The 24,332-nt window shown below is 64.7% G+C and carries 18 protein-coding genes and 1 pseudogene; 8 read left to right on the top strand and 11 right to left on the bottom strand.

Going from position 1 to position 24,332, the window contains the following annotated elements:
• Positions 1-35: 35 nt before the first annotated feature.
• Positions 36-764 carry a YebC/PmpR family DNA-binding transcriptional regulator gene (locus tag NCS58_RS05215; RefSeq protein ID WP_061119931.1) on the bottom strand — a complete coding sequence of 243 codons (729 nt, stop codon included), beginning with the start codon at positions 762-764 and terminating at the stop codon, positions 36-38.
• Between the two features lie 341 nt (positions 765-1,105).
• Positions 1,106-1,759: a uracil phosphoribosyltransferase gene (gene upp / locus NCS58_RS05220; RefSeq protein ID WP_250476500.1), complete on the bottom strand. Its 654-nt coding sequence runs from the start codon at positions 1,757-1,759 to the stop codon at positions 1,106-1,108.
• 238 nt (positions 1,760-1,997) lie between these two features.
• Here upp and NCS58_RS05225 point away from each other — a divergent pair, with 238 nt between their 5' ends.
• The 4 genes from NCS58_RS05225 to kdpE are packed head-to-tail and all read left to right on the top strand — an operon-like array spanning position 1,998 to position 4,919.
• Positions 1,998-2,777 carry an SDR family oxidoreductase gene (locus tag NCS58_RS05225; RefSeq protein ID WP_061119949.1) on the top strand — a complete coding sequence of 260 codons (780 nt, stop codon included), beginning with the start codon at positions 1,998-2,000 and terminating at the stop codon, positions 2,775-2,777.
• Positions 2,778-2,792: 15 nt separating this feature from the next.
• On the top strand, positions 2,793-3,179 hold the full coding sequence (locus NCS58_RS05230) for a methylglyoxal synthase (protein ID WP_061119929.1): 387 nt from the start codon (positions 2,793-2,795) through the stop codon (positions 3,177-3,179).
• Positions 3,180-3,200: 21 nt separating this feature from the next.
• On the top strand, positions 3,201-4,175 hold the full coding sequence (locus NCS58_RS05235; protein WP_061119928.1) for a quinone oxidoreductase: 975 nt from the start codon (positions 3,201-3,203) through the stop codon (positions 4,173-4,175).
• Between the two features lie 45 nt (positions 4,176-4,220).
• Complete coding sequence (gene kdpE, locus NCS58_RS05240; RefSeq protein ID WP_061119927.1) at positions 4,221-4,919, top strand: two-component system response regulator KdpE; 699 nt, start codon at positions 4,221-4,223, stop codon at positions 4,917-4,919.
• Here kdpE and NCS58_RS05245 read toward each other — a convergent pair.
• The 7 genes and pseudogenes from NCS58_RS05245 to NCS58_RS05275 form a co-directional block, all read right to left on the bottom strand.
• Positions 4,895-5,587: an SDR family oxidoreductase gene (locus NCS58_RS05245; RefSeq protein WP_250538028.1), complete on the bottom strand. Its 693-nt coding sequence runs from the start codon at positions 5,585-5,587 to the stop codon at positions 4,895-4,897. The genes kdpE and NCS58_RS05245 overlap by 25 nt on opposite strands.
• A 161-nt stretch (positions 5,588-5,748) precedes the next feature.
• Positions 5,749-9,084, bottom strand: coding sequence for an efflux RND transporter permease subunit (locus NCS58_RS05250; protein ID WP_250538029.1), 3,336 nt, complete (start codon positions 9,082-9,084; stop codon positions 5,749-5,751).
• Between the two features lie 3 nt (positions 9,085-9,087).
• Positions 9,088-12,210 (bottom strand): annotated as a pseudogene (locus NCS58_RS05255) (MdtB/MuxB family multidrug efflux RND transporter permease subunit); the annotation flags it as partial.
• Between the two features lie 24 nt (positions 12,211-12,234).
• On the bottom strand, positions 12,235-13,581 hold the full coding sequence (locus tag NCS58_RS05260; protein ID WP_250538031.1) for an MdtA/MuxA family multidrug efflux RND transporter periplasmic adaptor subunit: 1,347 nt from the start codon (positions 13,579-13,581) through the stop codon (positions 12,235-12,237).
• A 332-nt stretch (positions 13,582-13,913) separates the two neighbouring features.
• A complete protein-coding gene (locus tag NCS58_RS05265) occupies positions 13,914-14,747 on the bottom strand; it encodes an IclR family transcriptional regulator (RefSeq protein WP_061119922.1) in 834 nt (277 codons plus the stop codon).
• 537 nt (positions 14,748-15,284) lie between these two features.
• Positions 15,285-15,593: a hypothetical protein gene (locus NCS58_RS05270; protein WP_061119921.1), complete on the bottom strand. Its 309-nt coding sequence runs from the start codon at positions 15,591-15,593 to the stop codon at positions 15,285-15,287.
• Between the two features lie 192 nt (positions 15,594-15,785).
• Positions 15,786-16,367, bottom strand: coding sequence for a DJ-1/PfpI family protein (locus NCS58_RS05275; protein WP_061119920.1), 582 nt, complete (start codon positions 16,365-16,367; stop codon positions 15,786-15,788).
• A gap of 191 nt (positions 16,368-16,558) precedes the next feature.
• Here NCS58_RS05275 and NCS58_RS05280 point away from each other — a divergent pair, with 191 nt between their 5' ends.
• Entirely contained in the window at positions 16,559-17,029 is a 471-nt protein-coding gene (locus tag NCS58_RS05280; protein ID WP_061119919.1) for a hypothetical protein, read from the top strand.
• A gap of 136 nt (positions 17,030-17,165) precedes the next feature.
• The gene (locus tag NCS58_RS05285; protein ID WP_250538033.1) at positions 17,166-19,835 is read left to right on the top strand and encodes a mechanosensitive ion channel family protein; all 2,670 of its coding nucleotides are present in this window, start codon (positions 17,166-17,168) and stop codon (positions 19,833-19,835) included.
• 7 nt (positions 19,836-19,842) lie between these two features.
• Here the strand turns inward: NCS58_RS05285 and NCS58_RS05290 are convergent, their stop codons facing one another.
• Entirely contained in the window at positions 19,843-20,442 is a 600-nt protein-coding gene (locus tag NCS58_RS05290) for a cysteine dioxygenase family protein (RefSeq protein ID WP_061119917.1), read from the bottom strand.
• A gap of 133 nt (positions 20,443-20,575) precedes the next feature.
• On the opposite strand from NCS58_RS05290, the gene NCS58_RS05295 reads away from it, so the two are divergent.
• Both NCS58_RS05295 and NCS58_RS05300 read left to right on the top strand, forming a co-directional pair.
• Complete coding sequence (locus tag NCS58_RS05295; RefSeq protein WP_086961356.1) at positions 20,576-21,043, top strand: Lrp/AsnC family transcriptional regulator; 468 nt, start codon at positions 20,576-20,578, stop codon at positions 21,041-21,043.
• A gap of 377 nt (positions 21,044-21,420) precedes the next feature.
• Complete coding sequence (locus NCS58_RS05300; RefSeq protein ID WP_250538034.1) at positions 21,421-21,639, top strand: hypothetical protein; 219 nt, start codon at positions 21,421-21,423, stop codon at positions 21,637-21,639.
• A gap of 18 nt (positions 21,640-21,657) precedes the next feature.
• Here the strand turns inward: NCS58_RS05300 and NCS58_RS05305 are convergent, their stop codons facing one another.
• A complete protein-coding gene (locus tag NCS58_RS05305) occupies positions 21,658-24,207 on the bottom strand; it encodes an FUSC family membrane protein (protein ID WP_250538035.1) in 2,550 nt (849 codons plus the stop codon).
• Between the last annotated feature and the right edge of the window lie 125 nt (positions 24,208-24,332).

Genomic DNA, 24,332 nt, shown 5'->3' on the forward strand with positions numbered 1-24,332 from the left:
CTTTCGTTTGCGCCACGCCCCCTGCGATACGAAGTTCAGTCTTCGTTGATCGCCGCGTTTGTATAGACTTCCTGCACGTCGTCGAGATTTTCGAGCGCGTCGAGCAGTTTTTGCATCTTCACTGCGTCGTCGCCGCTGAATTCGACTTCCGTCTGCGGTTTCATCGTCACTTCGGCGAGTTCTGCCTTGAAGCCCGCGGCTTCGAGCGCGTCTTTCACCTTCTGAAAGTCGTTCGGCGGGCAGATCACCTCGATGCTGCCGTCCTCATTCGTTACCACGTCGTCCGCGCCGGCTTCGAGCGCCGCATCCATCAGCTTGTCTTCCGGCGTGCCGGGTGCGAAAAGGAACTGGCCGACGTGATCGAACATGAACGACACGGAGCCGTCCGTGCCCATGTTGCCGCCGAACTTCGAAAATGCGTGGCGCACTTCCGCGACGGTGCGCGTGCGGTTGTCCGTCATCGTGTCGACGATGATCGCCGCGCCGCCGATGCCGTAGCCTTCGTAACGGATTTCTTCGTAGTTCGCGCCATCGACGCCGCCTACGCCGCGCTGGATCGCGCGGTTGATGTTGTCCTTCGGCATGTTGGCGTCGTAGGCCTTGTCGACGGCGAGACGCAGGCGCGGGTTCGAATCGACCTCGCCGCCGCCCATGCGCGCCGCGACCTGGATTTCCTTGATGAGGCGCGTCCAGACCTTGCCCTTCTTCGCGTCGGCCGCGGCTTTCTTATGCTTGATGTTGGCCCATTTCGAATGACCCGCCATTACCTTTCTCCATCGCGCGCGGGCGTCTAGCCGTGCGCCTAGTGTGCTGTCGTGCTTTGTGATGCCGAATGTGTCTGTCCGCGCCGCGCTTGTGCGCCGGTCGCGAGTCCGCTCGCGAATCGCCGAATCTGGCGCAACCCGGATAGGAACAGACCGAAATTTTAGCATGGCGGCGCCCGCTCTCAGAACCGCTGCGCGCGGACAGACACAGGAAAAGTGATGCAAACGACGTGAAATTCCGGCGAATCGCGGCGAAAACTCGAAAAGGCGGCAGTAAACGCAAAACCGCCGCGCGGACGGCGCGGCGGGATGAACAGGAATCGCGAAAATGTTGCGGACGCTCAGTTCTTCGTGCCGAACAGGCGGTCTCCCGCGTCGCCGAGCCCCGGGACGATATACGCATGCTCGTTCAGATGCGAATCGAGGGACGCAACGTAGAGCTTTACTTCCGGATGCGCGTCCTGGAATACCTTGACGCCTTCCGGCGCCGCCACCAGCGCGACGAACACGATGTTCTCGCTCTGCACCTTGCGGCGCTTCATCACGTCGACGGCGTGCACCGCCGAGTAGCCGGTCGCGACCATCGGATCGCAGAGAATAAAGACGCGCTCCTCGAGATCGGGCGGGAGCCGCACGAGATACTCGACCGGGCGATGATCCTCGGCCCGATACACGCCGATATGCCCGACGCGCGCCGACGGCACCAGATCCAGCAGACCGTCCGACATGCCGATGCCCGCGCGCAGCACCGGCACGATCGCGAGCTTCTTGCCGGCGATCACCGGCGCGTCGATCTCGACGAGCGGCGTTTCCACGCGCTTGGTCGTGAGCGGCAGGTTGCGCGTGATTTCGTAGCCCATCAGCAGCGTGATTTCCCGCAGCAGCTCGCGGAACGTGCGCGTCGACGTGTCCTTGTCGCGCATGTGAGTGAGCTTGTGCTGGATCAACGGGTGATCGAGGATGAAGAGATTGGGGAAGCGGCTGTCTTGTTTCATGGGTCTCGCGCGCGCTGCGCGTCCTGCTCGTGTGATGTTCTGCCTTCGACGCTCGGGGAGCGGACAGTGGCGACAGTTTACCCAAAAGGCCGCCCGCACCTAAGAAGAATCGCGTGGTGCCGAGGGACCGCCGACGTTGCCGCCCCGATTCTTCTAGAATGCGCGAGAGACATGGCACCCTCGCATGCGCCGCGACGCGCGTGCGAGGCAACTCTACAACGAAGACGGAGGATGGACGATGGACATGGGAATCGCGGGCCGCACCGCGCTGGTGTGCGCGGCGAGCAAGGGCCTCGGACGAGGCTGTGCCGAGGCGCTCGCCGCCGAGGGCGTGAATCTGGTCATCACCGCGCGCACGGCGCAAACGCTCGAAGCGACGGCCGCGCACATCCGCGCGCAGTACGGCGTCACCGTGACGACGGTCGCGGGCGACATCACGACGCCCGAAGGCCACGCCGCCGCGCTCGCCGCGTGCCCCGCGCCGGACATTCTGGTCAACAACGCGGGCGGCCCGCCGCCGGGCGACTTCCGCACCTTCACGCACGACATGTGGATCAAGGCGCTGGAAGGCAACATGCTGACGCCGATCGAGCTGATCAAGGCGACCATCGACGGCATGATCGAGCGCGGCTTCGGTCGCATCGTGAATATCACGAGTTCGTCGGTGAAGGCGCCGATCGACGTGCTCGGCCTGTCCAACGGCGCGCGTTCCGGGCTCACGGGCTTCGTCGCGGGCGTTGCACGCAAGGTCGCATCGACCGGCGTCACGATCAACAATCTGTTGCCCGGCACCTTCGACACCGACCGCATCGCCGTGACGATGGAAGCGCAGGCGAAGGCGCAGAACATCCCGATCGAGGAGATGCGCGCGCGTCGAGCGCAGAGTCTGCCTGCGGGACGCTTCGGCACGTCGGAAGAATTCGGCAAGGCGTGTGCGTTTCTATGCAGCGTGCACGCGGGCTACATCACCGGTCAGAACCTGCTGATCGACGGCGGCGCTTACCCCGGCACGTACTGATCGAGGATCACGCATATGACCACACGCGTCGCGCTGATCGCGCACGACATGAAGAAGGACGACATCGTCACGCTCGCGGGCGAGTTCGTCGACACGCTTGCGCAATGCGATCTCGTTGCGACGGGCACGACTGGCGGACGCATCGCGGCGGCGCACGGGCTGGAGGTCGAGCGCAAGCTCTCCGGCCCCCACGGCGGCGACCTGCAGATCGGGGCGGAACTGGCCGAGGGCCGCGTCGACCTCGTGATTTTCCTGCGCGATCCGATGACACCGCAGCCGCACGAGCCGGACATCAACGCGCTCGTGCGCGCCTGTGACGTGCACAACGTGCCGTGCGCGACCAACATCGCGACGGCGCGCATGATTCTCGACGACTTGCGCCAGCGCTTTGCGCGGGCTTGACGAACCGATGGAGAACAAGCGATGACCAAGGCAATCCGATTCGACAAGGCAGGCGGCCCGGAAGTCATGAAATGGGTCGACGTGGACGTGGGCGCGCCGGGCAAGGGCGAGATCCGCGTGAAGCATCATGCGGTGGGCCTGAATTTCATCGACGTGTACTTCCGCACCGGTCTTTATCCGATGCCGCTGCCCGGCGGCCTCGGCATGGAGGCCGCCGGCGAGGTGACGGCGGTGGGCGAGGGCGTCACGCAATTCAAGCCGGGCGATCGCGTGGCGTACGCGTCGCGTCCGCCGGGCGCGTATGCGCAAGAGCGCGTGATGTCGGCGGATTACGTCGTCAGGCTGCCCGATTCGATCAGTTATGAGGACGCCGCGTCGATCATGCTGCAAGGCCTGACCGCGCAATATCTTCTGCGGCGGACGTATCGCGTGAAGGCCGGCGATACGGTGCTGATCCACGCGGCGGCGGGCGGCGTCGGCATGCTTGCGTGCCAGTGGGCGAAGGCGCTGGGCGCGACGGTGATCGGCACTGTCGGTTCCGACGAGAAAGCCGAGCTCGCGAAGGCGCACGGCTGCGATTACCCGATCGTCTACACGCGCGAGAACTTCACGCAGCGCGTGCGCGAGATCACCAACGGCGCGGGCGTGCCGGTGGTCTACGATTCGATCGGCAAGGACACGTACATCGCGTCGCTCGATTGCCTCGCGCCGCTCGGCCTTTTTGTGAGCTTCGGCAATTCGTCGGGGCCGCTGCCGCCGATCGATTCCTCGGAGCTCGCAGGACGCGGCTCGCTCTACTTCACGCGGCCGACGCTCTTCAGCTACATCGCCAAACGCAGCGATCTCGATGCGATGGCGGCGGAGTTGTTCGACGTCGTCTCCTCGGGCAAGGTGAAGACGAACGTGCGCCAGCGTTATCCCTTGTCCGATGCGGCTCGCGCACATGAAGAGCTCGAAGCGCGCAAGACGACCGGCTCGACGATCCTTCTGCCCTGACGTGAAGCGCGAGGGCGGTTCGTCACCATCAACACTAATAGAACCATGAGCGAGCCGTCCTTCACCGTCGTCCTGATCGAGGACGAAAAGCAGATTCGCCGCTTCGTGCGCGTGTCGCTCGAAGCGCAGGGCATGACGGTCCATGAGGCGGAAACGGGGCAGAAGGGCCTCGTCGAAGCCGCGACGCGCAAGCCCGATCTCGTGATCGTCGATCTCGGTTTGCCCGATACCGATGGCATCGACGTGATCCGCGAGTTGCGCGGCTGGACGGGGTTGCCGATCATCGTGCTGTCGGCGCGCACGCAGGAAGAAGAGAAAGTGGCCGCGCTCGATGCCGGCGCCGACGACTACCTCACGAAGCCCTTCGGCGTCTCCGAACTGATGGCGCGGATTCGCGCGCATTTGCGGCGGCGTAATCAGGCGCAGGCGAGCGAGACGCCGGTGGTCGCGTTCGGCGACGTGAGCGTCGATCTGGCGCTGCGCCGCGTCGTGAAGAACGGCGAAAACGTGCATCTGACGCCGATCGAATATCGCCTGCTATCGACGCTCGTGCGGCACGCGGGGCGCGTGTTGACGCATCGGCAATTGCTGGTGGAAGTGTGGGGGCCGTCGCATGTCGAAAGCCCGCATTACTTGCGCATCTACATGGCGCATCTGCGCCAGAAGCTCGAGCGCGATCCGGCGCAGCCCGAGCATATCGTGACGGAAACGGGCGTCGGCTACAGGCTCGTCGGCGCGGCGTGACGGAAGGTGTGCGCGGATTCGAGCCGGAGCGAATCCAGCACGATGTCGATCGGCTCGTCGCCGCCGACGAACGCGATCATCCGGTTGTTGATGCCGGATGTCACGCATTGCAGCGCGACGCGCGCGACGTCGGCGCGCGACACCTCGGGCTTGTGCTTCGTGAGTTCGCCGGCAAGCGCGATCGCGCCGTGCGCCGGTTCATCCGATAGCGGCCCGGGCCGAAGAATCGCGTAAGGCACGCCGCGGTGCGCGACGTATTGGTCGGCTTCGCGCTTCATCCGCGAATAGTGGCGCAGCGCAAATCCGCTGCGCTCGGGATAGAACGCCGACAGCGCGCTAATGACGACGATCTGCTGCACGCGCCGGCGCTTTGCGTAGTCGGCGGCGTGCATGACGGCGTCGCGGTCGATCGCGCGTTGCTCGTGCACGCTTTCCGTTTCCGCCGATCCGGCCGCGTAGATCACGTGCGTGATGTCGTCGAAGGCGTGGGAGAAGTCGTTGGTGAGATCGCCGAGGACGATTTCGGCGCCCATCGCCGCGAACTCGCTCCTGTGGGCGGATTTGCGCAGCATGGCGCGAAACGGTATGGCTTCGTCACGCAGCCGCTGCGCGATCAGTCGGCCCGTGCGACCGTGTGCGCCGATCAGCAAAACCCTTAGCGGTTTCATGCGGGACGCTCCTTCGCTGTGGTCGCAGTGAGCCTTTACCCGACAAAGTAGGCGATTTTTGCGTGGCGCGCTGTGGGATGCATTTGCGTTTGCAGCATTTCGGCTGGCGTGGGCGGGGTACGAACGGCCGGGGCGAAAGCCAAGAACGCCATTCACTCCATTCACTCCGCCGCGCTCGCCGGCCGTGCACGCCGCTGTCGCCGCGCACGCCGCTCCTCCCCACGAATGCGGAATCGGTCCATATAGAGATACACGACCGGCGTCGTATAGAGCGTGAGCATCTGGCTCACGATCAACCCGCCGACGATCGCAATACCGAGCGGCGCGCGCATCTCCGAGCCTTCGCCCGTGCCGAACGCGAGCGGCAGCGCGCCGAGCAGGGCGGCCGCGGTCGTCATCATGATCGGGCGGAACCGCAACAGACACGCTTCGCGAATCGCGTCCTGCGGCGTCTGCGCGCCGTGCCGCGTCGCCTCGATCGCGAAATCGACCATCATGATCGCGTTCTTCTTCACGATGCCGATAAGCAATATCACCGCGATCAACGCGATGATGCTGAACTCCGTCTTGAACAAAAGCAGCGCGAGCAGCGCGCCAATGCCCGCGGACGGCAGCGTCGAAAGAATCGTGATCGGATGGATGTAGCTCTCGTACAGGATGCCGAGCACGATATACACCGCCGCCAGCGCCGCGAGAATGAGGAGCGGCTGGTCGTCGAGCGATTGCTGAAACGCCTGCGCCGTGCCCTGAAAGCTGCCGTGGATGGTCTGCGGCACGCCGATCTCGGCCATGGTTTCGTAGATGGCCGCGGTCGCGTCGGACAGGGATTTGCCCGGCGGCAGGTTGAACGAAATCGTCGAGGCGACGAACTGGCTCTGGTGATTCACCGAAAGCGGCGTATTGCCCGGCCCGAACTTCGCGATGGCCGAAAGCGGGACCATGGTTTCCTTCGACGTCGATACCGCCGCGCCCGACGACGAACCGTTCTTGCCCGTCGCCGCGATCGCGTTGGTGGCGGAGTTCTTCACCGCGGCAAGCGCGAGGGCGGCCGTGGTGTCGCTCGTGCTCGTCGATGACCCGCCCGCGCCGGTCGATCCGGTCGCAGAAGTGGACGCGGTCGACGTCGCCCCGGACGTCGTCGTCGATTGTGTCGATGCCGAGCCGCTCGCCGTGCCGCCCGACGTGCTGATGTAGATCTGCTTGAGCGTCTCCGGGTTCTGCCAGTATTTCGGCGCGAGTTCCATCACCACGTGATACTGCGACAGCGGGTTGTAGATGGTCGAGACCTGGCGCTGGCCGAACGCGTCGTAGAGCGTGTTGTCGATCTGCGCGGGCTTGATGCCGAGGCGCGCGGCGGTCGAGCGGTCGAACGTGACCATCGCTTCGAGGCCGCCTTGTTGCTGGTCGGAATTGACGTCGGTGAGCTCGGGCCGCTTTTGCAGCGCGTCGGTAAGCAGCGGCCCCCATTTGTAGAGATCGGATGTCGTGTCAGACAACAGCGTGAACTGATATTGCGCATTCGACTGCCGTCCGCCCACACGGATGTCCTGCACCGCCTGCAGGAATGTGCGCGCGCCCGCGACGTCCGCGAGCGGACGTCGCAACCGGTTGATCACCTGATCGGCGGACACCTTGCGCTCGCTCTTGGGTTTAAGCGAAATGAACATGAAGCCCGAATTGGTCGAACGGCCGCCGGTGAAGCCCGCGACGCTATCCACGGCCGGATCCGCCTCGACGATCTTCATCATCTCCGCGAACTTGATCTTCATTGCCTGGAACGACGTGCTCTGGTCCGCCTGAATGCCGCCGATGATGCGCCCCGTGTCCTGCTGCGGGAAAAATCCCTTCGGCACGATGACGTACAGATAGATGTTCAGCCCGATGGTCGCGAGCAGAATCAGCAGAATCGTGCGCGGATGCGCGAGCGCCCAGCCCAGCGTGCGCGCGTAGGCGCGCTGCATGCGGTCGAACTGGCGCTCGAGCCAGCGTGCGACGCGGCCCTCTTCCTTGCGGTCGTGCGGTTCCTGGAGGAGGCGCGAGCACATCATCGGCGTGACGGTCAGCGACACGACGAGCGACACCGCGATCGCGAGCGAGAGCGTCAGCGCGAACTCGCGGAACAGCCGCCCGACGATGCCGCCCATCAGCAGAATAGGCAGGAACACCGCGACGAGCGACACGCTGATCGACAGCACCGTGAAGCCGACTTCTCGCGCGCCCAAAATCGCGGCCTGCATGCGCGGCACGCCTTTCTCCACATGCCGCGTGATGTTCTCGAGCACGACGATGGCGTCGTCGACGACGAAGCCCGTCGCGATGGTCAGCGCCATCAGCGACAGGTTGTCGAGCGAAAAGCCGAGCAGATACATCGCGGCGAAGGTGCCGATGATCGAAATCGGCACGGCGACGCTCGGTATAAGTGTCGCGCGCCAGTTGCGCAGAAACAGGAATACGACCATCACGACCAGCGCCACCGCGATCACGAGCGTCAGCTCGGTATCGTGCAGCGACGAGCGGATCGTCACGGAGCGGTCGGCGGTCGGCGTGATCTGCACGTCGGCGGGCAGCGCCGCCTGAAGTTGCGGCAGCATCGACTTCACCCGGTCGATGGTCTCGATGATGTTCGCCCCCGGCTGGCGATACAGAATGACGAGCACCGCGCGCTTGTTGTTGATGAGGCCGAGGTTGCGCAGGTCTTCGACCGAATCGACCACTTCACCCACATCCGAGAGCTTCACCGCCGAGCCGTTGCGGTACGCGACGACGAGATCCCTGTATTGCGAAGCCTTGCTCGCCTGATCGTTGGTGTAGAGCTGAACGCGGTTGCCCTTGAACTCGATCGCGCCCTTCGGACTGTTCGCGTTCGCCGATGCGAGCGCGGCGCGCACGTCCTCCAGCCCGATGCCGTAGTGAAAGAGGGCGCCCGGCTCCAGCTCGACGCGCACCGCCGGATTCGCCGAGCCGCTCACGTCGACTTCGCCGACGCCCGGCACGGTCGAAAGCGTCTGCTGCAGCACGGTCGCGGCGGAATCGTAAAGCGAGCCCGCCGTGCGCGTGGGCGACGAGAGCGCGAGCACGAGAATCGGTGCGTCGGCGGGGTTGACCTTGTGATACGTCGGGTTCTGGCGCAGCGAGGTCGGCAGATCGGCGCGCGCGGCGTTGATTGCGGCCTGCACGTCGCGCGCGGCGCCGTCGATATCGCGATTGAGGCCGAATTGCAGCGTGATGCGCGTCGAGCCGACCGAACTCATCGACGTCATCTCGCTCACGTCGGCGATGGTGCCGAGATGCCGCTCCAGCGGGCTCGCCACGCTTGTCGCGACCGTCTCCGGGCTCGCGCCGGGCAGCGTCGCCTGCACGGAGATCGTCGGAAAATCGACCTGCGGCAGCGGCGCCACGGGCAGCCGCACGAACGCGAACATGCCCGCGAGCGCGATGCCGATCGCGAGGAGCGTCGTCGCGACCGGCCGGGCGATGAAGATGCGCGACAGATTCATGGCTCAGCGTCCCTCACTGGCCGGCGCCGGCGGCGCGCCTCGATGAAACCGCGCGCGCAGCTTGCGGGCGAGCGAATCGAAGCCGAGATAGATCACCGGCGTCGTAAAAAGCGTGAGCAATTGCGACACGATGAGACCGCCGACGATCGCAATGCCCAGCGGATGCCGCAGCTCCGAACCCGCGCCCCAGCCGAGCATCAGCGGCAGCGCGCCGAGCAACGCGGCCATCGTCGTCATGAGAATCGGGCGAAAGCGCAACAGCGAAGCCTGGAAAATCGCCTCGCGCGGCGACTTGCCTTGATCGCGTTCGGCTTCGAGTGCGAAGTCGATCATCATGATCGCGTTCTTCTTCACGATGCCGATCAACAGCACGATGCCGATGATGCCGATGATGTCGAGATCGTGCCCGGTGATCATCAGCGAGAGCAGCGCGCCGACGCCCGCGGACGGCAGCGTCGAGAGAATGGTGATCGGGTGGATGAAACTCTCGTACAGCACGCCGAGCACGATGTACATCGTCACGATGGCCGCGAGAATCAGGAACAGTTCGTTCGACAGCGACGCCTGAAACGCGAGCGCCGCGCCCTGGAAGCGGATCTGGAACGATGCGGGCAGGCCGATCTCCTCTTTCGCCTGCTCGATCGCCTTCACCGCTTCGCCGAGCGACGCGCCCTTGGCGAGATTGAAGGAGACGGTCGTCGCCGGGAACTGGCCGAGGTGCGTGACGAGCAAGGGCGCCGCGCGCTCGTGGAACTTCGCGATGGCCGACAGCGGCACCTGCCCGTTGTTCGCGGTGGAGGAGGGCAGATAGATGCCGTTGAGCGTGTCGCTGTAGTGCGCGTCGCTCGGTTCGGCTTCGAGAATCACGCGGTACTGGTTCGACTGCGTGAAGATCGTCGAGATGATGCGCTGGCCGAACGCGTCGTAGAGCGCGTTGTCGACGGTCGCAGGCGTAATGCCGAAGCGCGCGGCGGTCGCGCGGTCGATCTCGATGTACACCGACTGGCCGTTCTGCTGCAGGTCGGTGGCGACATCGGTGAGGATCGACGTGTGCTGCAGGCGCTCGACGAGCTTCGGCACCCATTCGGCGAATTCGGACGGATTCGGGTCCGTCAGCATGAACTGGTACTGCGTCGGGCTGACGGTCGAATCGATCGTCAGATCCTGCACCGGCTGCATGTAGAGCTTGATGCCGGGAATGTCCGCGACTTCGCTCTGGATTGTGCGGATGATGTCGCTCGACGTATTGCTGCGGTCGTCGCGCGGCTTCAGGTTGATGAGCATGCGCCCGCTGTTGAGCGTGATGTTCGTGCCATCGACGCCGACGAACGAAGTCAGGCTTTCCACGTCCGCGTTCTGCAGGATTTTCTGCGCGAGCGCCTGCTGCTGCTCCGCGACGGCCTGATACGACGCCGCCTGCGGCGCCTGGGTGATCGCCTGGATCACGCCGGTGTCCTGCGTGGGGAAGAAGCCCTTCGGGATGTACACGTACAGCACCGCGGTGCAGATGAGCGTGAGCACGAAAACGAGCAGTGTCGCGCGTTGACGCTCGAGCACCCAGTTCAGCGCGACCGCATACCGCCCGATGACGTAGTCGATGAACTGGTGCGCGCGCGCTTCGAAGCGCTTGCTTTCTTTCGGCGGCGTGTGGCGCAGGAGCTTCGCGCACATCATCGGCACGAGCGTGAGCGAGACGATCGCCGAAATGACGATGGTCACCGCGAGCGTGATTGCGAATTCGTGGAAGAGGCGGCCGACCACGTCGCCCATGAAGAGCAGCGGAATCAGCACGGCGATGAGCGAAACCGTCAGCGAGATGATGGTGAAGCCGATCTGCTTCGACCCCTTCAACGCGGCTTCGAGCGGCGATTCGCCTTCCTCCACGTAGCGCGCGATGTTCTCGATCATCACGATGGCGTCGTCCACGACGAAGCCAGTCGCGATGGTCAGCGCCATCAGCGAGAGGTTGTCGAGCGAGAAGCCGCACAGATACATGATTGCAAGCGTGCCGACAAGCGAGAGCGGCACGGACAAGCTGGGGATGATGGTCGCGTAGACGTTCGCGAGGAAGAGATAGATCACCAGCACGACGAGCACGACGGAAAGCGCGAGCTCGAACTGCACGTCGCGAACCGATGCGCGGATGGTCGTGGTGCGGTCCGTGACGACGCGCACGTCGAGCGCCGCCGGCAGCGCTTGTTGCAACTGCGGCAGAATTTTCTTGATACCGTCGACGACCGCGATCACATTCGCGCCCGGCTGGCGCTGCACGTTCAGGATGATCGCGGGTGTCGCGTCGACCCACGCGCCGAGCTTCGTGTTCTCCGGTCCCTGGACGATGCTCGCGACGTCCGTCAGCATGACCGGGCGGCCGTTGCGATAGGCGACCACCGCGCTCTTGTAGGCGTCGGCGTCGGTGAGCTGGTCGTTCGCGTTGATCGTGTAGGCGCGCGTGGGGCCGTCGAAGTTGCCCTTCGGCGTGTTGACGTTGAGGTTCGAAATCGTCGTGCGCAGATCGTCGATGTTGAGGCCGTAGGAGGCGAGCGCGCGCGTGTTCGCCCGGATGCGCACGGCCGGACGATTGCCCCCGCTCACCGACACGAGGCCCACGCCCGCGACCTGCGAGATCTTTTGCGCGAGACGCGTGTCGGCGAGATCCTGCACCTGCGTGAGCGGCAGTGTCTTCGAGCTCACCGCGAGCGTCATGATCGGCGCGTCGGCGGGGTTCACCTTCGCGTAGATCGGCGGCGCGGGCAGATCGGACGGCAGCAGGTTGCCCGCCGCGTTGATGGCCGCCTGCACTTCCTGCTCGGCGATATCGAGCGGCAGGTCGAGGCTGAATTGCAGCGTGATGACCGATGCGCCCGCGGAGCTCTGCGACGACATCTGGTTCAGGCTCGCCATCTGCCCGAACTGCTTTTCGAGCGGCGCGGTGACACTCGATGTCATCACATCCGGCGACGCGCCCGGATAGAAGGTCTGGACCTGGATCGTCGGATAGTCGACGGCGGGCAGCGCCGAGAGCGGCAGGAAGCGCAGCGCGACGAGGCCGACCAGCATGATCGCCGCCATCAGGAGCGCCGTGCCGACCGGACGCAGGATAAAAATGCGAGATGGGTTCATGCCGGATTCGTTACGTAATGCTTGCGGTTACTGCTGCTGCGACTGCTGACGTCGATGCCCGCCGTGCCGCGCCCCCGATGCCGCCGAAGCCGGCGCCGCCGCCGATGCGCCGGAAGCACCCGATGCCGCCTGCGCCTTTTCAGCCGGAATCGTGATCTTCGCGCCTTCCTTCAGGCGGTCGGAGCCGTCGATCACCACGCGCTCGCCCACTTGCAGCCCGGACTTGATGCTGGTGCGCTCGCCGTCGACCGGGCCCGCCTTCACGTTGCGCACCGTGACGGTGTTATCCGGCTTCACGACATAGACGAACGAGCCGGACGAGCCGTTCAGCACCGCCGAAGTGGGCACGATGGTCGCGTTCTTGATGACATCGACGAGCAGCTTCGTGTTCACGAACTGATTCGGGAAGAGCATGCTTTCCTTGTTGTCGAAGGTGGCGCGCAGCTTCACGGTGCCGGTGGTCGTGTCGATCTGGTTGTCGACGGTTTCGAGGTAACCCGCTTCGAGCGGCGTCGTGTTCGAGCGGTCGTATGCGGTCACCGACATCTTCGTGCCCGCGTGCAGCGGCTTGAGAATCGCGGCGAGGTTGTCCTCGGAGGTCGTGAAAATCACGCTGATCGGCTGCAACTGCGTGATGACGACGACGCCGTTGGTGTCGCCCGTCGTCACGTAGTTGCCCGGATCGACCTGGCGCAGACCCACGCGCCCCGACACCGGCGCGGTGATGCGCGCGTAAGTCAGATCGAGCTTGTAGGTATCGACGTTGGCCTGATCGGACTTCACCGCGCCTTCGTACTGCTTCACGAGCGACGCCTGCGTGTCGACCTGTTGCTTCGCGATGGAGTCCTGCGAAAGCAGCGTCTGGTAGCGCTGCAAGTCGAGACGCGCGGTCTGCAGCAACGCCTGGTCTTTCGCGAGCGCGCCTTGCGCGTTGCGCAGCGAGATTTCGTAGGGACGCGGATCGATCTGCGCGAGCACGTCGCCTTTCCTGACCATCTGGCCTTCCTTGAACGCGACGTCGACCAGCGTGCCGTTCAACTGCGTCTTGACCGTGACGTTTGCAAGCGGCGTGACGGTGCCAAGCGAATTGATGACGACGGGCATTTCGCCTTGCGTGACGGTCGCCACATGCACCGGCTGCGGCTGGTTTGCTGCTTGCGCGCCGCGCCGTCCGCCTTGACGCGCGTCCTGCGAGGCGCCCGTGCCGCCGCCGCTGCCGCGATTCCACGGATGCCACCACGCGAGCGCGCCGGCGACGACCAGGAGCGCGACGATGAGCGGAACCATCCGGCGCCGCCGTCGTGGGGGTTCGATGACGGCGGGCGTTGGAGGCGTCGGGCGCGGCTGCGCGGGAGGATTCTTTTGGTCGTCCATCGGTTCGGTGGCTGGGTCTTTCAAATCTGTACGGAGCGCGGACGGGCGGCGATCACGGTTCGGTCGCGCAAAGCGATGCGCCGCGCGCATGAACCGTGACTCAAGCGGGGACCGTGAAAATGGCGGGGCCGTCGAAAGCGTCTGGAAAGCCTGCCTGTCAATTCAGGCGGGGAGCCCGGCGCGGCCCGGGTGCGCGCGAAGCATGATGCTACGTCCCGCACCGGGGGCCGTCTACCGGCCATTCTTTCTGTTGATTACGACTGTTACATGCGCGCTGACGCGAGCTTTCGACGGGCTTCGTCGCGCGCCGCGCAGAGGCGTGGTCGCTTAGTCTAACCGGCGGCGTGTGCGCCGTTGGTCGCGCGCGTGCCGCCGATCTCGCGCGTGATCTGCTCGACGCAATCGAGCAGCGCCGGCGCGACTTCTTCGATCAGTACGTCGTGCGGGCACTGATGCGCGGCGCCGCCGCAGTTGACCGAATACCGTTCGCCGGACGGTCCCACGAAGCCCGCTGCGACCGCGTTCAGCCCCTGATGCCATTCCCCGACGGAGAGGGCGAAGCCGAGGCGCAAGGCATCGTCGAGGCCGTGCTGCAAGCCACCCGCGATGGCCGGCCAGTCGTCGCCCGATGCGGTCTGCAAACTGCCGATGAGCGCGCGCCGGTCCGGTTCCGACAGCACCGCAAGGTATGCGCGGCCGACCGCCGTGCGGCTCAGATCCATCCTGCCGCCGACTTCCAGTCGCGAGACGAGCACGGCGGAGCGAGGCCGGATGGCATCGATTACAACCATTTCCAGACGATCGCGCACGGCGAGGTGAACGGACAACCCGGTTTGATCCGCGAGCCGGATGAGGAACGGGCGCGCCCGTGCACGAATATCGAAGTTGCGTAAGAATCCGTTGCTCAGCTCGAGAACCGATGCGGTGAGCACGAAACGCTCACTATCGGGCAACCGGAGCAGCAGACCGGCACCGACGAGCGTCGCGGTGATACGCGAAACCGTCGGCTTGGGGATGCCGGTCCAGTCGGTCAGTTCGCGATTGCTCACAGGCGCGTCGGCGGCGGCGATCCGGCGCAACACATCGAGCCCGCGCGCGAGCGCCGTCACTTCCTCGCCGTCTTTCTCACGGACGCGCTCTCTGGATGAGGACTGCTCATTGGGCATAGGCATTCGTTTTGTGAAACATTGTTTTATTTGATGGCGGGCGCAATTCTACCGGGCGACACGGCCAAACTTGCAAACGATGCAAGGCTTCACGGTAAGCTGCATACACGATGAAACTTTTACGCCGACTGCCGTGCCTTGAACGAAACTTGGGCAGTTGCCCGAACGGCGAAATTTTGCTTGACTTAGGCAGCGATCCCGGAAAAAATGGAACCGAATTTCGAAACCGAAGGTGACGTGCGCGTCGGCGCTTTCCGCTCAGGGCTCGAAAGACAGGCTCTCAGGTTCTAGCACGGCCCTCGGAATGGCTAGAACTTTTAAGGCGCTACGGCAACGTAGCGCCTTTTTTTTCGTCCGTGCGTTCGCTAAAACGCTTTGACGCAAATATACCCGAAGGGCAATAGAACTGAATCGATCGTGCGCAATCCTCTAGATCGGGATGCCGCGAGCGAAGGGGAATGCGAGGAGGGAAACCGGCGGCGTAGATCTTCGCCGGTCGACGGCAAACGCGGCGCATAGTGCGCCGCGTCGAGGGAATCAGTACATGTTGTTGAACACGCGCGGCTGCCTGAGGAGGCGCTTGCCGCGCACGATCCAGTAGACGCTCGCGCATACGAGCAGCAGGGCGACGGCCAGTACCACAAGCGGCGAAATACGTTCCGGCGCGGGCGGGTTCGTTGCGATGAACAATGCCGTGAGAAATGCCGCGCCTGCCTGATAGAACGATCGGCTGGCGAGATTGCGGCGCATGCGGGGCGTGGCGAAGCGGGAGACGGGCGCGCGAGTGAACGGCTCGAACAACATCAACCCTGCGACCAGGGCGACAGCGACATTCATGAGAAGCATGGTGCGAGACTTCGTGGAGGCTGGAACGTCGGCGAATATATGCCACTGAAGTAGGCACCAAAAGCAGAAGTCTCTTAAATATAGAGGGAAAATTCTATTTCCCGTTTGCTACTTCAGTTCCGCGTCGCGCTGGTTGCCGAAAGGCCAGCGCAATCTTCGCGCGCCAGCCAGGTTCCCCTGCGATGCAAGGTTTCAGAGTTCGATGCGTGTGCCGAGCAGCGCGAGAAATTGCCTGATCCACGCGGGATGAGCAGGCCATGCGGGCGCGGTGACGAAATTCGCATCGGTCACGGCGTCGTCCACTGCGATATCTGCGAAGGTCGCGCCGGCGAGCCGCACTTCGGGCGCGCAGGCCGGATAAGCGGAAATGCGTCGTCCCTCGATCACGCCTGCGGCCGCGAGCACCTGCGCGCCGTGGCAGACAGCGGCGATCGGCTTGTTCGACCGCGCGAAATGGCGCACCAGTTCAAGCACGCGATCATCGAGTCGCAAATACTCCGGCGCGCGCCCGCCTGCGATCGCGAGGGCGTCGTAACCGCCCGGATCGACATCGTCGAAGCTCGCGTTGAGCGTGAAGCGGTGGCCGGGCTTCTCCGTGTAAGTCTGATCGCCCTCGAAATCATGGATCGCCGTCTTCACGTAATCGCCGCGCTCTTTGCCGGGGCACACCGCATCGACCGTATGGCCGACGGCCTGCAGCGCCTGGAACGGGACCATCGTTTCATAGTCTTCGGCGAAATCGCCGGTGAGGAAAAGAATCTTCTTCGCAGCCATCGCTAGCCTCGTCAGGGAATGGGTTGTCGGATGCACCGTGCGGCGTGCAAGGCGCACAACGCGGACCAGTCTACTATTCAGTTGCGCGTCGCATGCGACACGGCGGAGCAGCATTCCGGAGAGACTGCGCCCCGGCAGCGTATGATGTGCGCGAGTTTTTTGAGATCACGAAACAGGCAGAAGGTAACACCATGCAAATGACTCCCATGAGCCGCATCGCCGTGGCGCTCGCGGCGCTCGGCGTGCTGGCGGCGTGCGAGAAACACGACGCCACCGCGGGGCAAGCCGCGGGCGCATTCAACAACCTCGCGAGCCAGACCAGCCAGAAGTTCGACCAGGCGGCGAGCTATGTCGGCCAGAAGGTCGATGCGGCCAGGCAGTCGGCGCAACAGAATGTCGATGGCGCCGGATCGATGCCCGATGTGTCGGCGAGCAGCGTCGCCGCGACGGCGCGGTCGAACTTCGACAGCGCGGCGAGCGCCACGAACGCCGCCATCAACAATGCCGCGAGCGCGACGGGCGCCGGCCTGCAATCGGCGGGTCGCAAGCTGCAGGAATGGTCCGCGAACGGCGGCGCATCGAATCCGCAGGCGAGCGCGCAGGGCTCGGTCGCAAGCCCGGCCGCCGATGGCAGCGGCGCCCGCACCGAGATGGACAAATAGCGCGAGCCGATGCCGGCATCAGCGCTCATTCGTCTGAAAAAATCACGCGAATCGGCTTAACATTCCGTTACGTCCCCGTTGGGCGGCGTTCCTGTCACAGCCGCTAAACTGGCGGTCTTTCAGAATCGAGACCGTTATGAAGTCACGCAAGCTCGCGCCTGCACGCGCGGCGGCGTCTGTCGCGATCTCCTGGATGGCGGCGCGCGTGCGTTGCAGCGCCGCGCTCATGCACCATGCGTCGCGCGCTCTTTCGCTCGTCATGTCGTCGGTGCTTGCCGTGCTCGTCGCGTCGATCGCGTTCGCGGCGCCCGCCGCACAGGCGGCTCCCGCGCTCACGCTGCCCACTTTTCAGGAACTGATCACGCCGGCCGCGCCCGCGTCCGCGCCGGATGCCGCGTCTGCGCCCGGCATGTCCGATGCCGAGATGCTGCGCTCGCTCGACAACATCATCTCCACGCTCGACAGCGACAAGCAGCGCGCCGCGCTCGTCTCCCAGTTGAAGCACTTGCGCGATGCGAAGCGCGCTGCCGATGCCGCGGTTCCGGCGTCCGGCGCGGCCGCGGCTCCCGCGACGGCGGACGCCGCGGCAAGCAGCACGGCCGCCTCGGGCGCGACGCCGACGTCCGGCTCGACGGCCTCCTCGGTCGTGGCGACCATCGCGCAGAACGCGGGCCTGCTTGGAGCGATCGCGTCGGCGCTCACCAATATCGAAGCCGACGTGAAGCGCGGCAAGACGCCCTTCGCCTATTGGATCGGGCGCTTCAACGCGGCCGGCAACGAGCTTTTCACGATCGTCACGAGCCAGAGCCGCGAGCCGTTCGGCCGCACGCTCTTCAACTTCTTCGCGACGCTCGCGGGATGGGCCGCGTGCGCGATGACGCTGGTCTATCTGCAGCGGCGCGTGCAGGCGCGTTATGGCATCGGCGCCGGCCTGCACTCGAATCCGACGACGCGCGAGTTGCTGCTCTTCGCGCTGCGCCGTGTGGCGCCGTATCTCTTCGCGTTCTTCGCCGCGCTGACCTTCACGCACTACATGCCGCTTTCGCTCGGCCGCACGCTCGCGATGGTCACCGCGTACGCAATCGTCGCGGGCGCGGTGTTTTCCGCGATCTGCCTCATCATGTTCTCGCTGTTCGGCTCGGCGCACCGGCGCGTCGCGGTGAACCTGCTGATCCTTCGCGCGCGCCGGCTGCTCTTTCTGATCGGCACGCTCGGCGCGCTCGGCGACGCCGCCGCCAACTACGACGTCGCTCAGCAACTCGGCACCAATCTGGCCGGGCTCATCTCGACCTGCGCGAACATGGGCGCCGCGGGCCTCACCGCGTATTTCGCGCTCGCGTTCCAGCGCCCCGTCGCGCATCTGATCCGAAGCCGAAGCTACGAGCAGCGCAACACGCGCAAGGCCGCGACAGAAACCTTCGAAGTCGTCGCGTCGCTGTGGCAACTGCCGCTGCTGTTGCTCGCGTCGGCGTCGGTGGTGGCGACGCTGATGGGCATTGGCACGTCGGAGAATGTGTTGCAGATGGCGATCGCGACCGCGGGCCTGCTCGTCGTCGCGTTCTTTCTCTCCGCGATCATCGTGCGCATCACGCGGCCCAGGTCGCGCAAACCGCGCCGGCAATCGGCCTATGTACGCAGGCTCGTCAAGTTCGTCGGCACGATGATCGTGGTCGGCGTGTGGCTCGTGTTCCTTGAACTCTCGTCGCGTTTCTGGGGCTTCTCGCTCGCCCACATGGCCGAGGAGAGCGTTGCCGCGCGCGGCATCACGCACGCGGTCGCGATGATCGTGCTGACGTTCTTCGTCGTATGGCTGATCTGGATTCTCATCGACACCGGCATTCAGGAGGCGCTCAGGCCGGACGCGGCGCGGCGCGGCGGGCGCGGTCCGAGCATGCGCGCCCGCACGATGCTGCCGCTCGTGCGCAACGTCGTGTTCGTGTTCCTGCTGACGGTCGCGGCGATCGTCACGGCCGCCAACCTCGGCCTGAACGTGACGCCGCTGCTCGCGGGCGCGGGCGTGATCGGTCTTGCGGTCGGTTTCGGCGCGCAGTCGCTCGTCGCGGATCTGATCACGGGGCTTTTCATCATCATCGAGGACACGATTTCGGTTGGCGATTCGATCGAGGTCGAGGGCGGCCACGCGGGCATCGTCGAAAGCCTGACGATTCGCACCGTGCGCCTGCGCGACGGTCAGGGCGCGATCCACGCGATCCCGTTCTCGCAGATCAAGACGGTCAAGAATCTGTCGCGCGATTTCGCATATGCGGTGTTCGAGGTGCGCGTGCCGTTTACCGCCGACGTCGAGGAAGTGACGCAAATGATTCGCGAAGTCGGCGCCGATCTGATGGCCGATTTCCGCTACCGGCTCGAGATGCTGGGACCGGTCGAGGTGTGGGGGCTGGACCGCTTCGATCCCAACTGGATGGTCGTGAAGGGGCAGATCAAGACGCGGCCGCTGCAGCAATGGAGCGTCGCGCGGGCGTTCAATCTGCGCATCAAGCGCAAGATGGACGAGGCGGGCATGGAGATTCCCGTCCCGCAGATGCACGTGCAGATGACGCGCGATGCCATGCTCGGCGCCGACGCCGCCGAAGGGCGCGGGCGGCGCATCTGGACGGGCGAAGCGCCGCCGGCCGCACACGAAGAGGAACAGGCGGTCGGCCCGGGACTTTCGCGTGAGGCGAAGGTCGCGGCGGCCGCGGCGCGCGACGTTTCCCACGAGCCGCAGCCGGCGCCTCCGCCGACCGATCAGTCCGTGCCGATTCCGCCGCAGATTCCGACGGCCTCCGAGCCGGGGAAAGGCTGAGCTTTCTTCAGGCCGCCAGCAGATCGTTGACGTGCGTCGAGATCTGCTCGCCCGCGACGCCGTAGACATGCAGCGAGACGGCGCGCGCGGCGGCATCGGCGGGAAGGCCGAGCTGATGAATCGCGCCACGTCCCGCGTCCACATACGACACCGCGCCCGGCGGGCGTGGATGACGCCGCGTTTTAATCGCGCAGTGCTCGAGCGCGTCCCAGCGATAAAGCGTTTCTTCGAGCGTGCCTTCCATCACCGCATAGCCGCACCACGTTCGATGACCGTGCACCGGGCTCGCCTGGCCCGGCGCCCAGACGAGCGCGGCGATCGCATAGCGGTCGAGCGGATCGGCGGCGAGCAGATGGCGGCAATAACTCTGCGGATTGCTTGCACGCTGATCCGGACGCAACAGGCCCGGATCGGCGATCGCCCGTTGCAGCGCCAGGCGCACGCGCTGTCCGAACGAAGCGCGCGGCCCCCTTTCGGCGGCAGAGAAAGCGGCATCCAGCTCGCGGCATAGTTGCTCGAGCGCCGCGCTCTGGCGGGAAGCCGGACCGGAAGCCGGCGCAGCCGGAGAAAAGGGCCGCGCCGGGCGGCTGACATGTTCGAGTTGCATAGTGGAAGGGCCGTCTCTTCGTTGTTGCCTGTTGCACTCATTTATACCGGCTTGCCTCCAGAATAAGTTTCCATATAATTTCGCTCGACCATCGAGAAATAGAATAATTTCCTATAAGGGGTGCAGCATGGGAATGGACCTCATCGACCGCAAACTGCTCGAGTTGCTGCAGAACGACGTGACGATGCCCATCGCGGAACTCGCGCAACGCGTGAATCTGTCGCAGACGCCGTGCTGGAAGCGCGTTCAGCGCCTGAAGGAGACGGGCGTGATCCGGGCGCAGGTGGCGCTATGCGATCCGAAGAAACTGGGCGTCGGTACGACGGTGTTCGTCGCGGTGCGCACGAATCAGCACACGCAGACGTGGGCGGAGGATTTCACGCGCGCGGTCCGCGACATTCCGGAAGTGGTCGAGGTGTATCGGATGAGCGGAGAAACCGACTATCTGCTGCGCGTCGTGGTGTCGGATATCGACGACTACGACCGCGTGTACAAGCAGCTCATTCGCGCGGTGCCTCTGTATGACGTGAGTTCCAGTTTCGCGATGGAGCAGATCAAGTATTCGACGGCGCTGCCGGTGAGGCCGACGCTCGCGCCGTGAGCGTTCGCGAGCGCATCAGCTCAGGGTGATCAAGCGATGCGGGGCGCGTTCGCCGCGCATGCATGAAACAAAAAGCCGCCCGGGAGGGCGGCTCAACACGTCCGGTCACAAGGTTATCCCGACACCTGCCCTTGCCGCCCTCGCCGGGATCGGACGCGCATGGAATCGAAATCAGTATCGTCGTCCGGACGGGAGCCTTTCAAGCGGCGCGGTGCAGCACAGAATTTCGCCGTCGGCGTGCGCGTATCGAAACGACATGAGCCGAAGTGCGGCGAACCGCATCAGCGGGTGCTGGACCGATATGTCTCGCAACCCAACTGAAACCCAACGCGAGTACCATGTCGGGTCTTTCCCGAAACGTCGCCACGAACCTTTTCATGAACCACGATTCCCGCGATCCTCGCCGCCCGGACGGTAAGCCGAAGAACCCGACCCGCGCCGTCAGCGTGTTCATCGTCGTCGTGGTGCTGCTCGTGATCGGCACGATTCTCTTCAACGCGATTCGCGAAAAGCGCGAGTTCGATCAGCAAAACGCGCAACCGTCCGCGGCAAGCGACGTGCGCCCCGCGGTGCCCGCGATCGGCGCAGCGCAGTAACGCAATAGCACGCCGCGTTCAGACCGGCAGGCGAATCTGCGCCGCGTCCTTGCCGATGAGCGATGACGCGGTCAGCATCTGTTTGCATTGATGCGCGAGCAGCTTGAGATCGTGAAGCGCATCGGCGGGCAGCGCTTGCGCGCGCTCGGCATCGACGACCATCTTGTCCAGATCGCGCCGCAGTTCCTTGAGCGCGTCCGTCTGTGCGGGCGGCGCATCGGGCCCGGGCGCGGCAGGCAGTTCGCCGACGGCGCCGGCGAGATTGTCGCGCACGATGCCGAACGTGCGCTGCACCGGTTCGAACGGCTGGCCGCCCGCTTCGTTGAGCGACTGCAGGAGCGGCGCCACAGCGGTGATCTGCGAGGCGAGGACATGGCTTTGCACGAGCAGATCGTTCAATTCGGCGACATACCGTTGCTGCGCCTTCGGCTCGAGCATCATGCGCTGGAACGCCTGCGCGAGATTGGCGAAAGCGATGTGCACGTTCTTGCGCGCGAGCCGATAGCGGAAGTCACGATCGAGCGCGGTGGCCGCGACCGTCGCCGCGGCGGACGCGCCCTTGCTCGCCGTGGCCGCCGTGCTTTCCCCGATACTCACCGACGACAACCGCTGCGCCGTGGCACTCGCGGCTTTCATCTGCGAATCGACGACCAGCGCCGGATCGAGCGGCGGCGTGACGGTGCGCGGCTCGCTGGCCGCGACCGCCGTGATGGTCACCGTTTGCGCGGGCGCCTCGACAGGCGACGCCGCCGCCACCGCGCCGGCGTTGGCATCGGCGAACACGGCGCGTTCGACGGGCGTTTCCACCGCCGATGACGAAGCCGCGCGCGCCTTCTCGGCCTGCGTGGCCGGCTTCGCTTTCCACCACCAGCTGGCTTCCAGATAATTGCGCGTCGCGGCGAGCAGATCCTTCACGAGCTTGCCCATCAACCGGTATTCCCAATAAGGGAAGAGATGGCTCGCCGCGATGGCGATCGCGCAGCCGACCACGGTGTCGATCGCCCGCTCGCCGATCAGCCGCAAGCTGCCGGGCGCGAGCAGATGGAACATCAGAAGCACATACGACGACGTGAACACGACGCTCGCCGCATAGTTGAAGAGCAGGAGGCTATAGCTCATCACCATCGACGCGAACATGACGACGAGCAGGATATGCGGCTCTTTCACGAAGAGAATCAGCGCGATGGTCACCGCGCAGCCGATCGCCGTGCCGATGATCCGCTGCGTATTGCGCTGCTTCGTGAGCGAATAGCCGGGCTTCAGAATGATGACCGTCGTCATCACGATCCAGTACGCGTTCGTGAGCGGCAGCAGACGTCCGAGCCAGTAACCGATGCCAACCGCGATCGTTACGCGCAGCGCGTGGCGAAAGCTCGGCGAGGCCATCGTGAGATTCGAAAAGATCTGCATGAACGGCACGCGCCGGCTCGAAATGAACCGCGACAATGCGTGATCGATCTGCACTTCGGTCTCGATCGGGCTCGCGTCGTCGCGTGTGCGGCGACGCATCTTGTCGATGAGTCGCGTCGCGCTCCAGAGCCGCCTGAACACCGCCGCTGCCGCCGTGTACGCTTCGGGATTCTTCTCCGGCAGGCCGTGCTTGCGCATCAGTTCGAGTTCGTATTCGATCGCGCGCAATTCGGCCTTCATGCTGATCTGCCGCCCGGCCGGCTTGTTCTGCAGCACGGCGAGGCCGATTTCCTCGAGATCCGCGCTCGCCTTTCGCATCAGATCGCGATAGAAGATGAGCACGTCCGAGCCCGCGAAGGTCTTTCTGACGAGCGGATAGTCCGTGTGCGCGCCGACGAAGAACTCGTGCAGATCCACCACGTTGATGAAAAGATTGAAGAGCCGCGCGCGCCGCGCGTCGAGCTTGCCGCTTTTCACTTTCGGCAGGTTGCGCAGCACGATGTCGCGCGCCGCGTCCTGCCGCTCGACGGCCGCAATCTGCTTTTCGATGAGCACGCGATAACACTCGTCGAGATCGGCGTCGCCGTCATAGAACTCGGCCCGCGCGAGCAGGTACTCCGCGCAACTGAAAATGCTTTCGGCGAGCGCCTGCTGCTCGATGCGATACACGAGCAGGCGGCTCACGAGCGTCGCCCAGTAGGTGTACCAGAGGCCGCCCACGAGAATCCACGACGCGTTGATGAGCGCCTGCAAGGGCGTGAAATGCTCTTCGAGCGTGACGACCATCATGAAGAGCGTCGCGAAGCTGATCTGCGGCCAGCGATTGCCATAGACGACGATCAGCGACAGCACGAAGGTCAATGGCACGATGGTCAGCCAGAGCGTGAGCGGATGCGCCGTCGCGATTCCTGTTGCGAGCGCCGCAAGAAAGCCGATCAGCGTGCAGGCGAGCATCTCGTTGTGCTTGTGCCTGAGCGGCCCGGGCATGTCGACGACGCACGCGCCGAGCGCGCCGGTTGCGATCGTGAAGCCGAGCTCGCGATTGTCGAAGACGATGAGCATGAGGACGGCGGGCAGTGACACGCCCAAAGCGATGCGCAAGCCGCCGAAGAAATACTGGCTGTAGATGAACTTCCTGATTTCGAACGAATAACGCATCGACTTCCTGTCTTGACGCTCGTTGATGTTCTAAGGGGACGAGGCGAGAAACGAGTCTAACCCAACTCACCCGGGCTTCGACCCTCGGCCATTCGGCCAGGTTCTCGCCGCCGCGCCCGCTTTGC

This window comes from Caballeronia sp. INML3B, from assembly GCF_023631305.1.
GTDB lineage: Bacteria > Pseudomonadota > Gammaproteobacteria > Burkholderiales > Burkholderiaceae > Caballeronia > Caballeronia turbans.

Bases quoted from the DNA above. Each gene is read 5' to 3' on its own strand.
- NCS58_RS05215 (WP_061119931.1), bottom strand. From the start codon at position 764: ATGGCGGGTCATTCGAAATGGGCCAACATCAAGCATAAGAAAGCCGCG.
- upp (WP_250476500.1), bottom strand. From the start codon at position 1,759: ATGAAACAAGACAGCCGCTTCCCCAATCTCTTCATCCTCGATCACCCG.
- NCS58_RS05225 (WP_061119949.1), top strand. From the start codon at position 1,998: ATGGACATGGGAATCGCGGGCCGCACCGCGCTGGTGTGCGCGGCGAGC.
- NCS58_RS05230 (WP_061119929.1), top strand. From the start codon at position 2,793: ATGACCACACGCGTCGCGCTGATCGCGCACGACATGAAGAAGGACGAC.
- NCS58_RS05235 (WP_061119928.1), top strand. From the start codon at position 3,201: ATGACCAAGGCAATCCGATTCGACAAGGCAGGCGGCCCGGAAGTCATG.
- kdpE (WP_061119927.1), top strand. From the start codon at position 4,221: ATGAGCGAGCCGTCCTTCACCGTCGTCCTGATCGAGGACGAAAAGCAG.
- NCS58_RS05245 (WP_250538028.1), bottom strand. From the start codon at position 5,587: ATGAAACCGCTAAGGGTTTTGCTGATCGGCGCACACGGTCGCACGGGC.
- NCS58_RS05250 (WP_250538029.1), bottom strand. From the start codon at position 9,084: ATGAATCTGTCGCGCATCTTCATCGCCCGGCCGGTCGCGACGACGCTC.
- NCS58_RS05260 (WP_250538031.1), bottom strand. From the start codon at position 13,581: ATGGACGACCAAAAGAATCCTCCCGCGCAGCCGCGCCCGACGCCTCCA.
- NCS58_RS05265 (WP_061119922.1), bottom strand. From the start codon at position 14,747: ATGCCCAATGAGCAGTCCTCATCCAGAGAGCGCGTCCGTGAGAAAGAC.
- NCS58_RS05270 (WP_061119921.1), bottom strand. From the start codon at position 15,593: ATGCTTCTCATGAATGTCGCTGTCGCCCTGGTCGCAGGGTTGATGTTG.
- NCS58_RS05275 (WP_061119920.1), bottom strand. From the start codon at position 16,367: ATGGCTGCGAAGAAGATTCTTTTCCTCACCGGCGATTTCGCCGAAGAC.
- NCS58_RS05280 (WP_061119919.1), top strand. From the start codon at position 16,559: ATGCAAATGACTCCCATGAGCCGCATCGCCGTGGCGCTCGCGGCGCTC.
- NCS58_RS05285 (WP_250538033.1), top strand. From the start codon at position 17,166: ATGAAGTCACGCAAGCTCGCGCCTGCACGCGCGGCGGCGTCTGTCGCG.
- NCS58_RS05290 (WP_061119917.1), bottom strand. From the start codon at position 20,442: ATGCAACTCGAACATGTCAGCCGCCCGGCGCGGCCCTTTTCTCCGGCT.
- NCS58_RS05295 (WP_086961356.1), top strand. From the start codon at position 20,576: ATGGACCTCATCGACCGCAAACTGCTCGAGTTGCTGCAGAACGACGTG.
- NCS58_RS05300 (WP_250538034.1), top strand. From the start codon at position 21,421: ATGAACCACGATTCCCGCGATCCTCGCCGCCCGGACGGTAAGCCGAAG.
- NCS58_RS05305 (WP_250538035.1), bottom strand. From the start codon at position 24,207: ATGCGTTATTCGTTCGAAATCAGGAAGTTCATCTACAGCCAGTATTTC.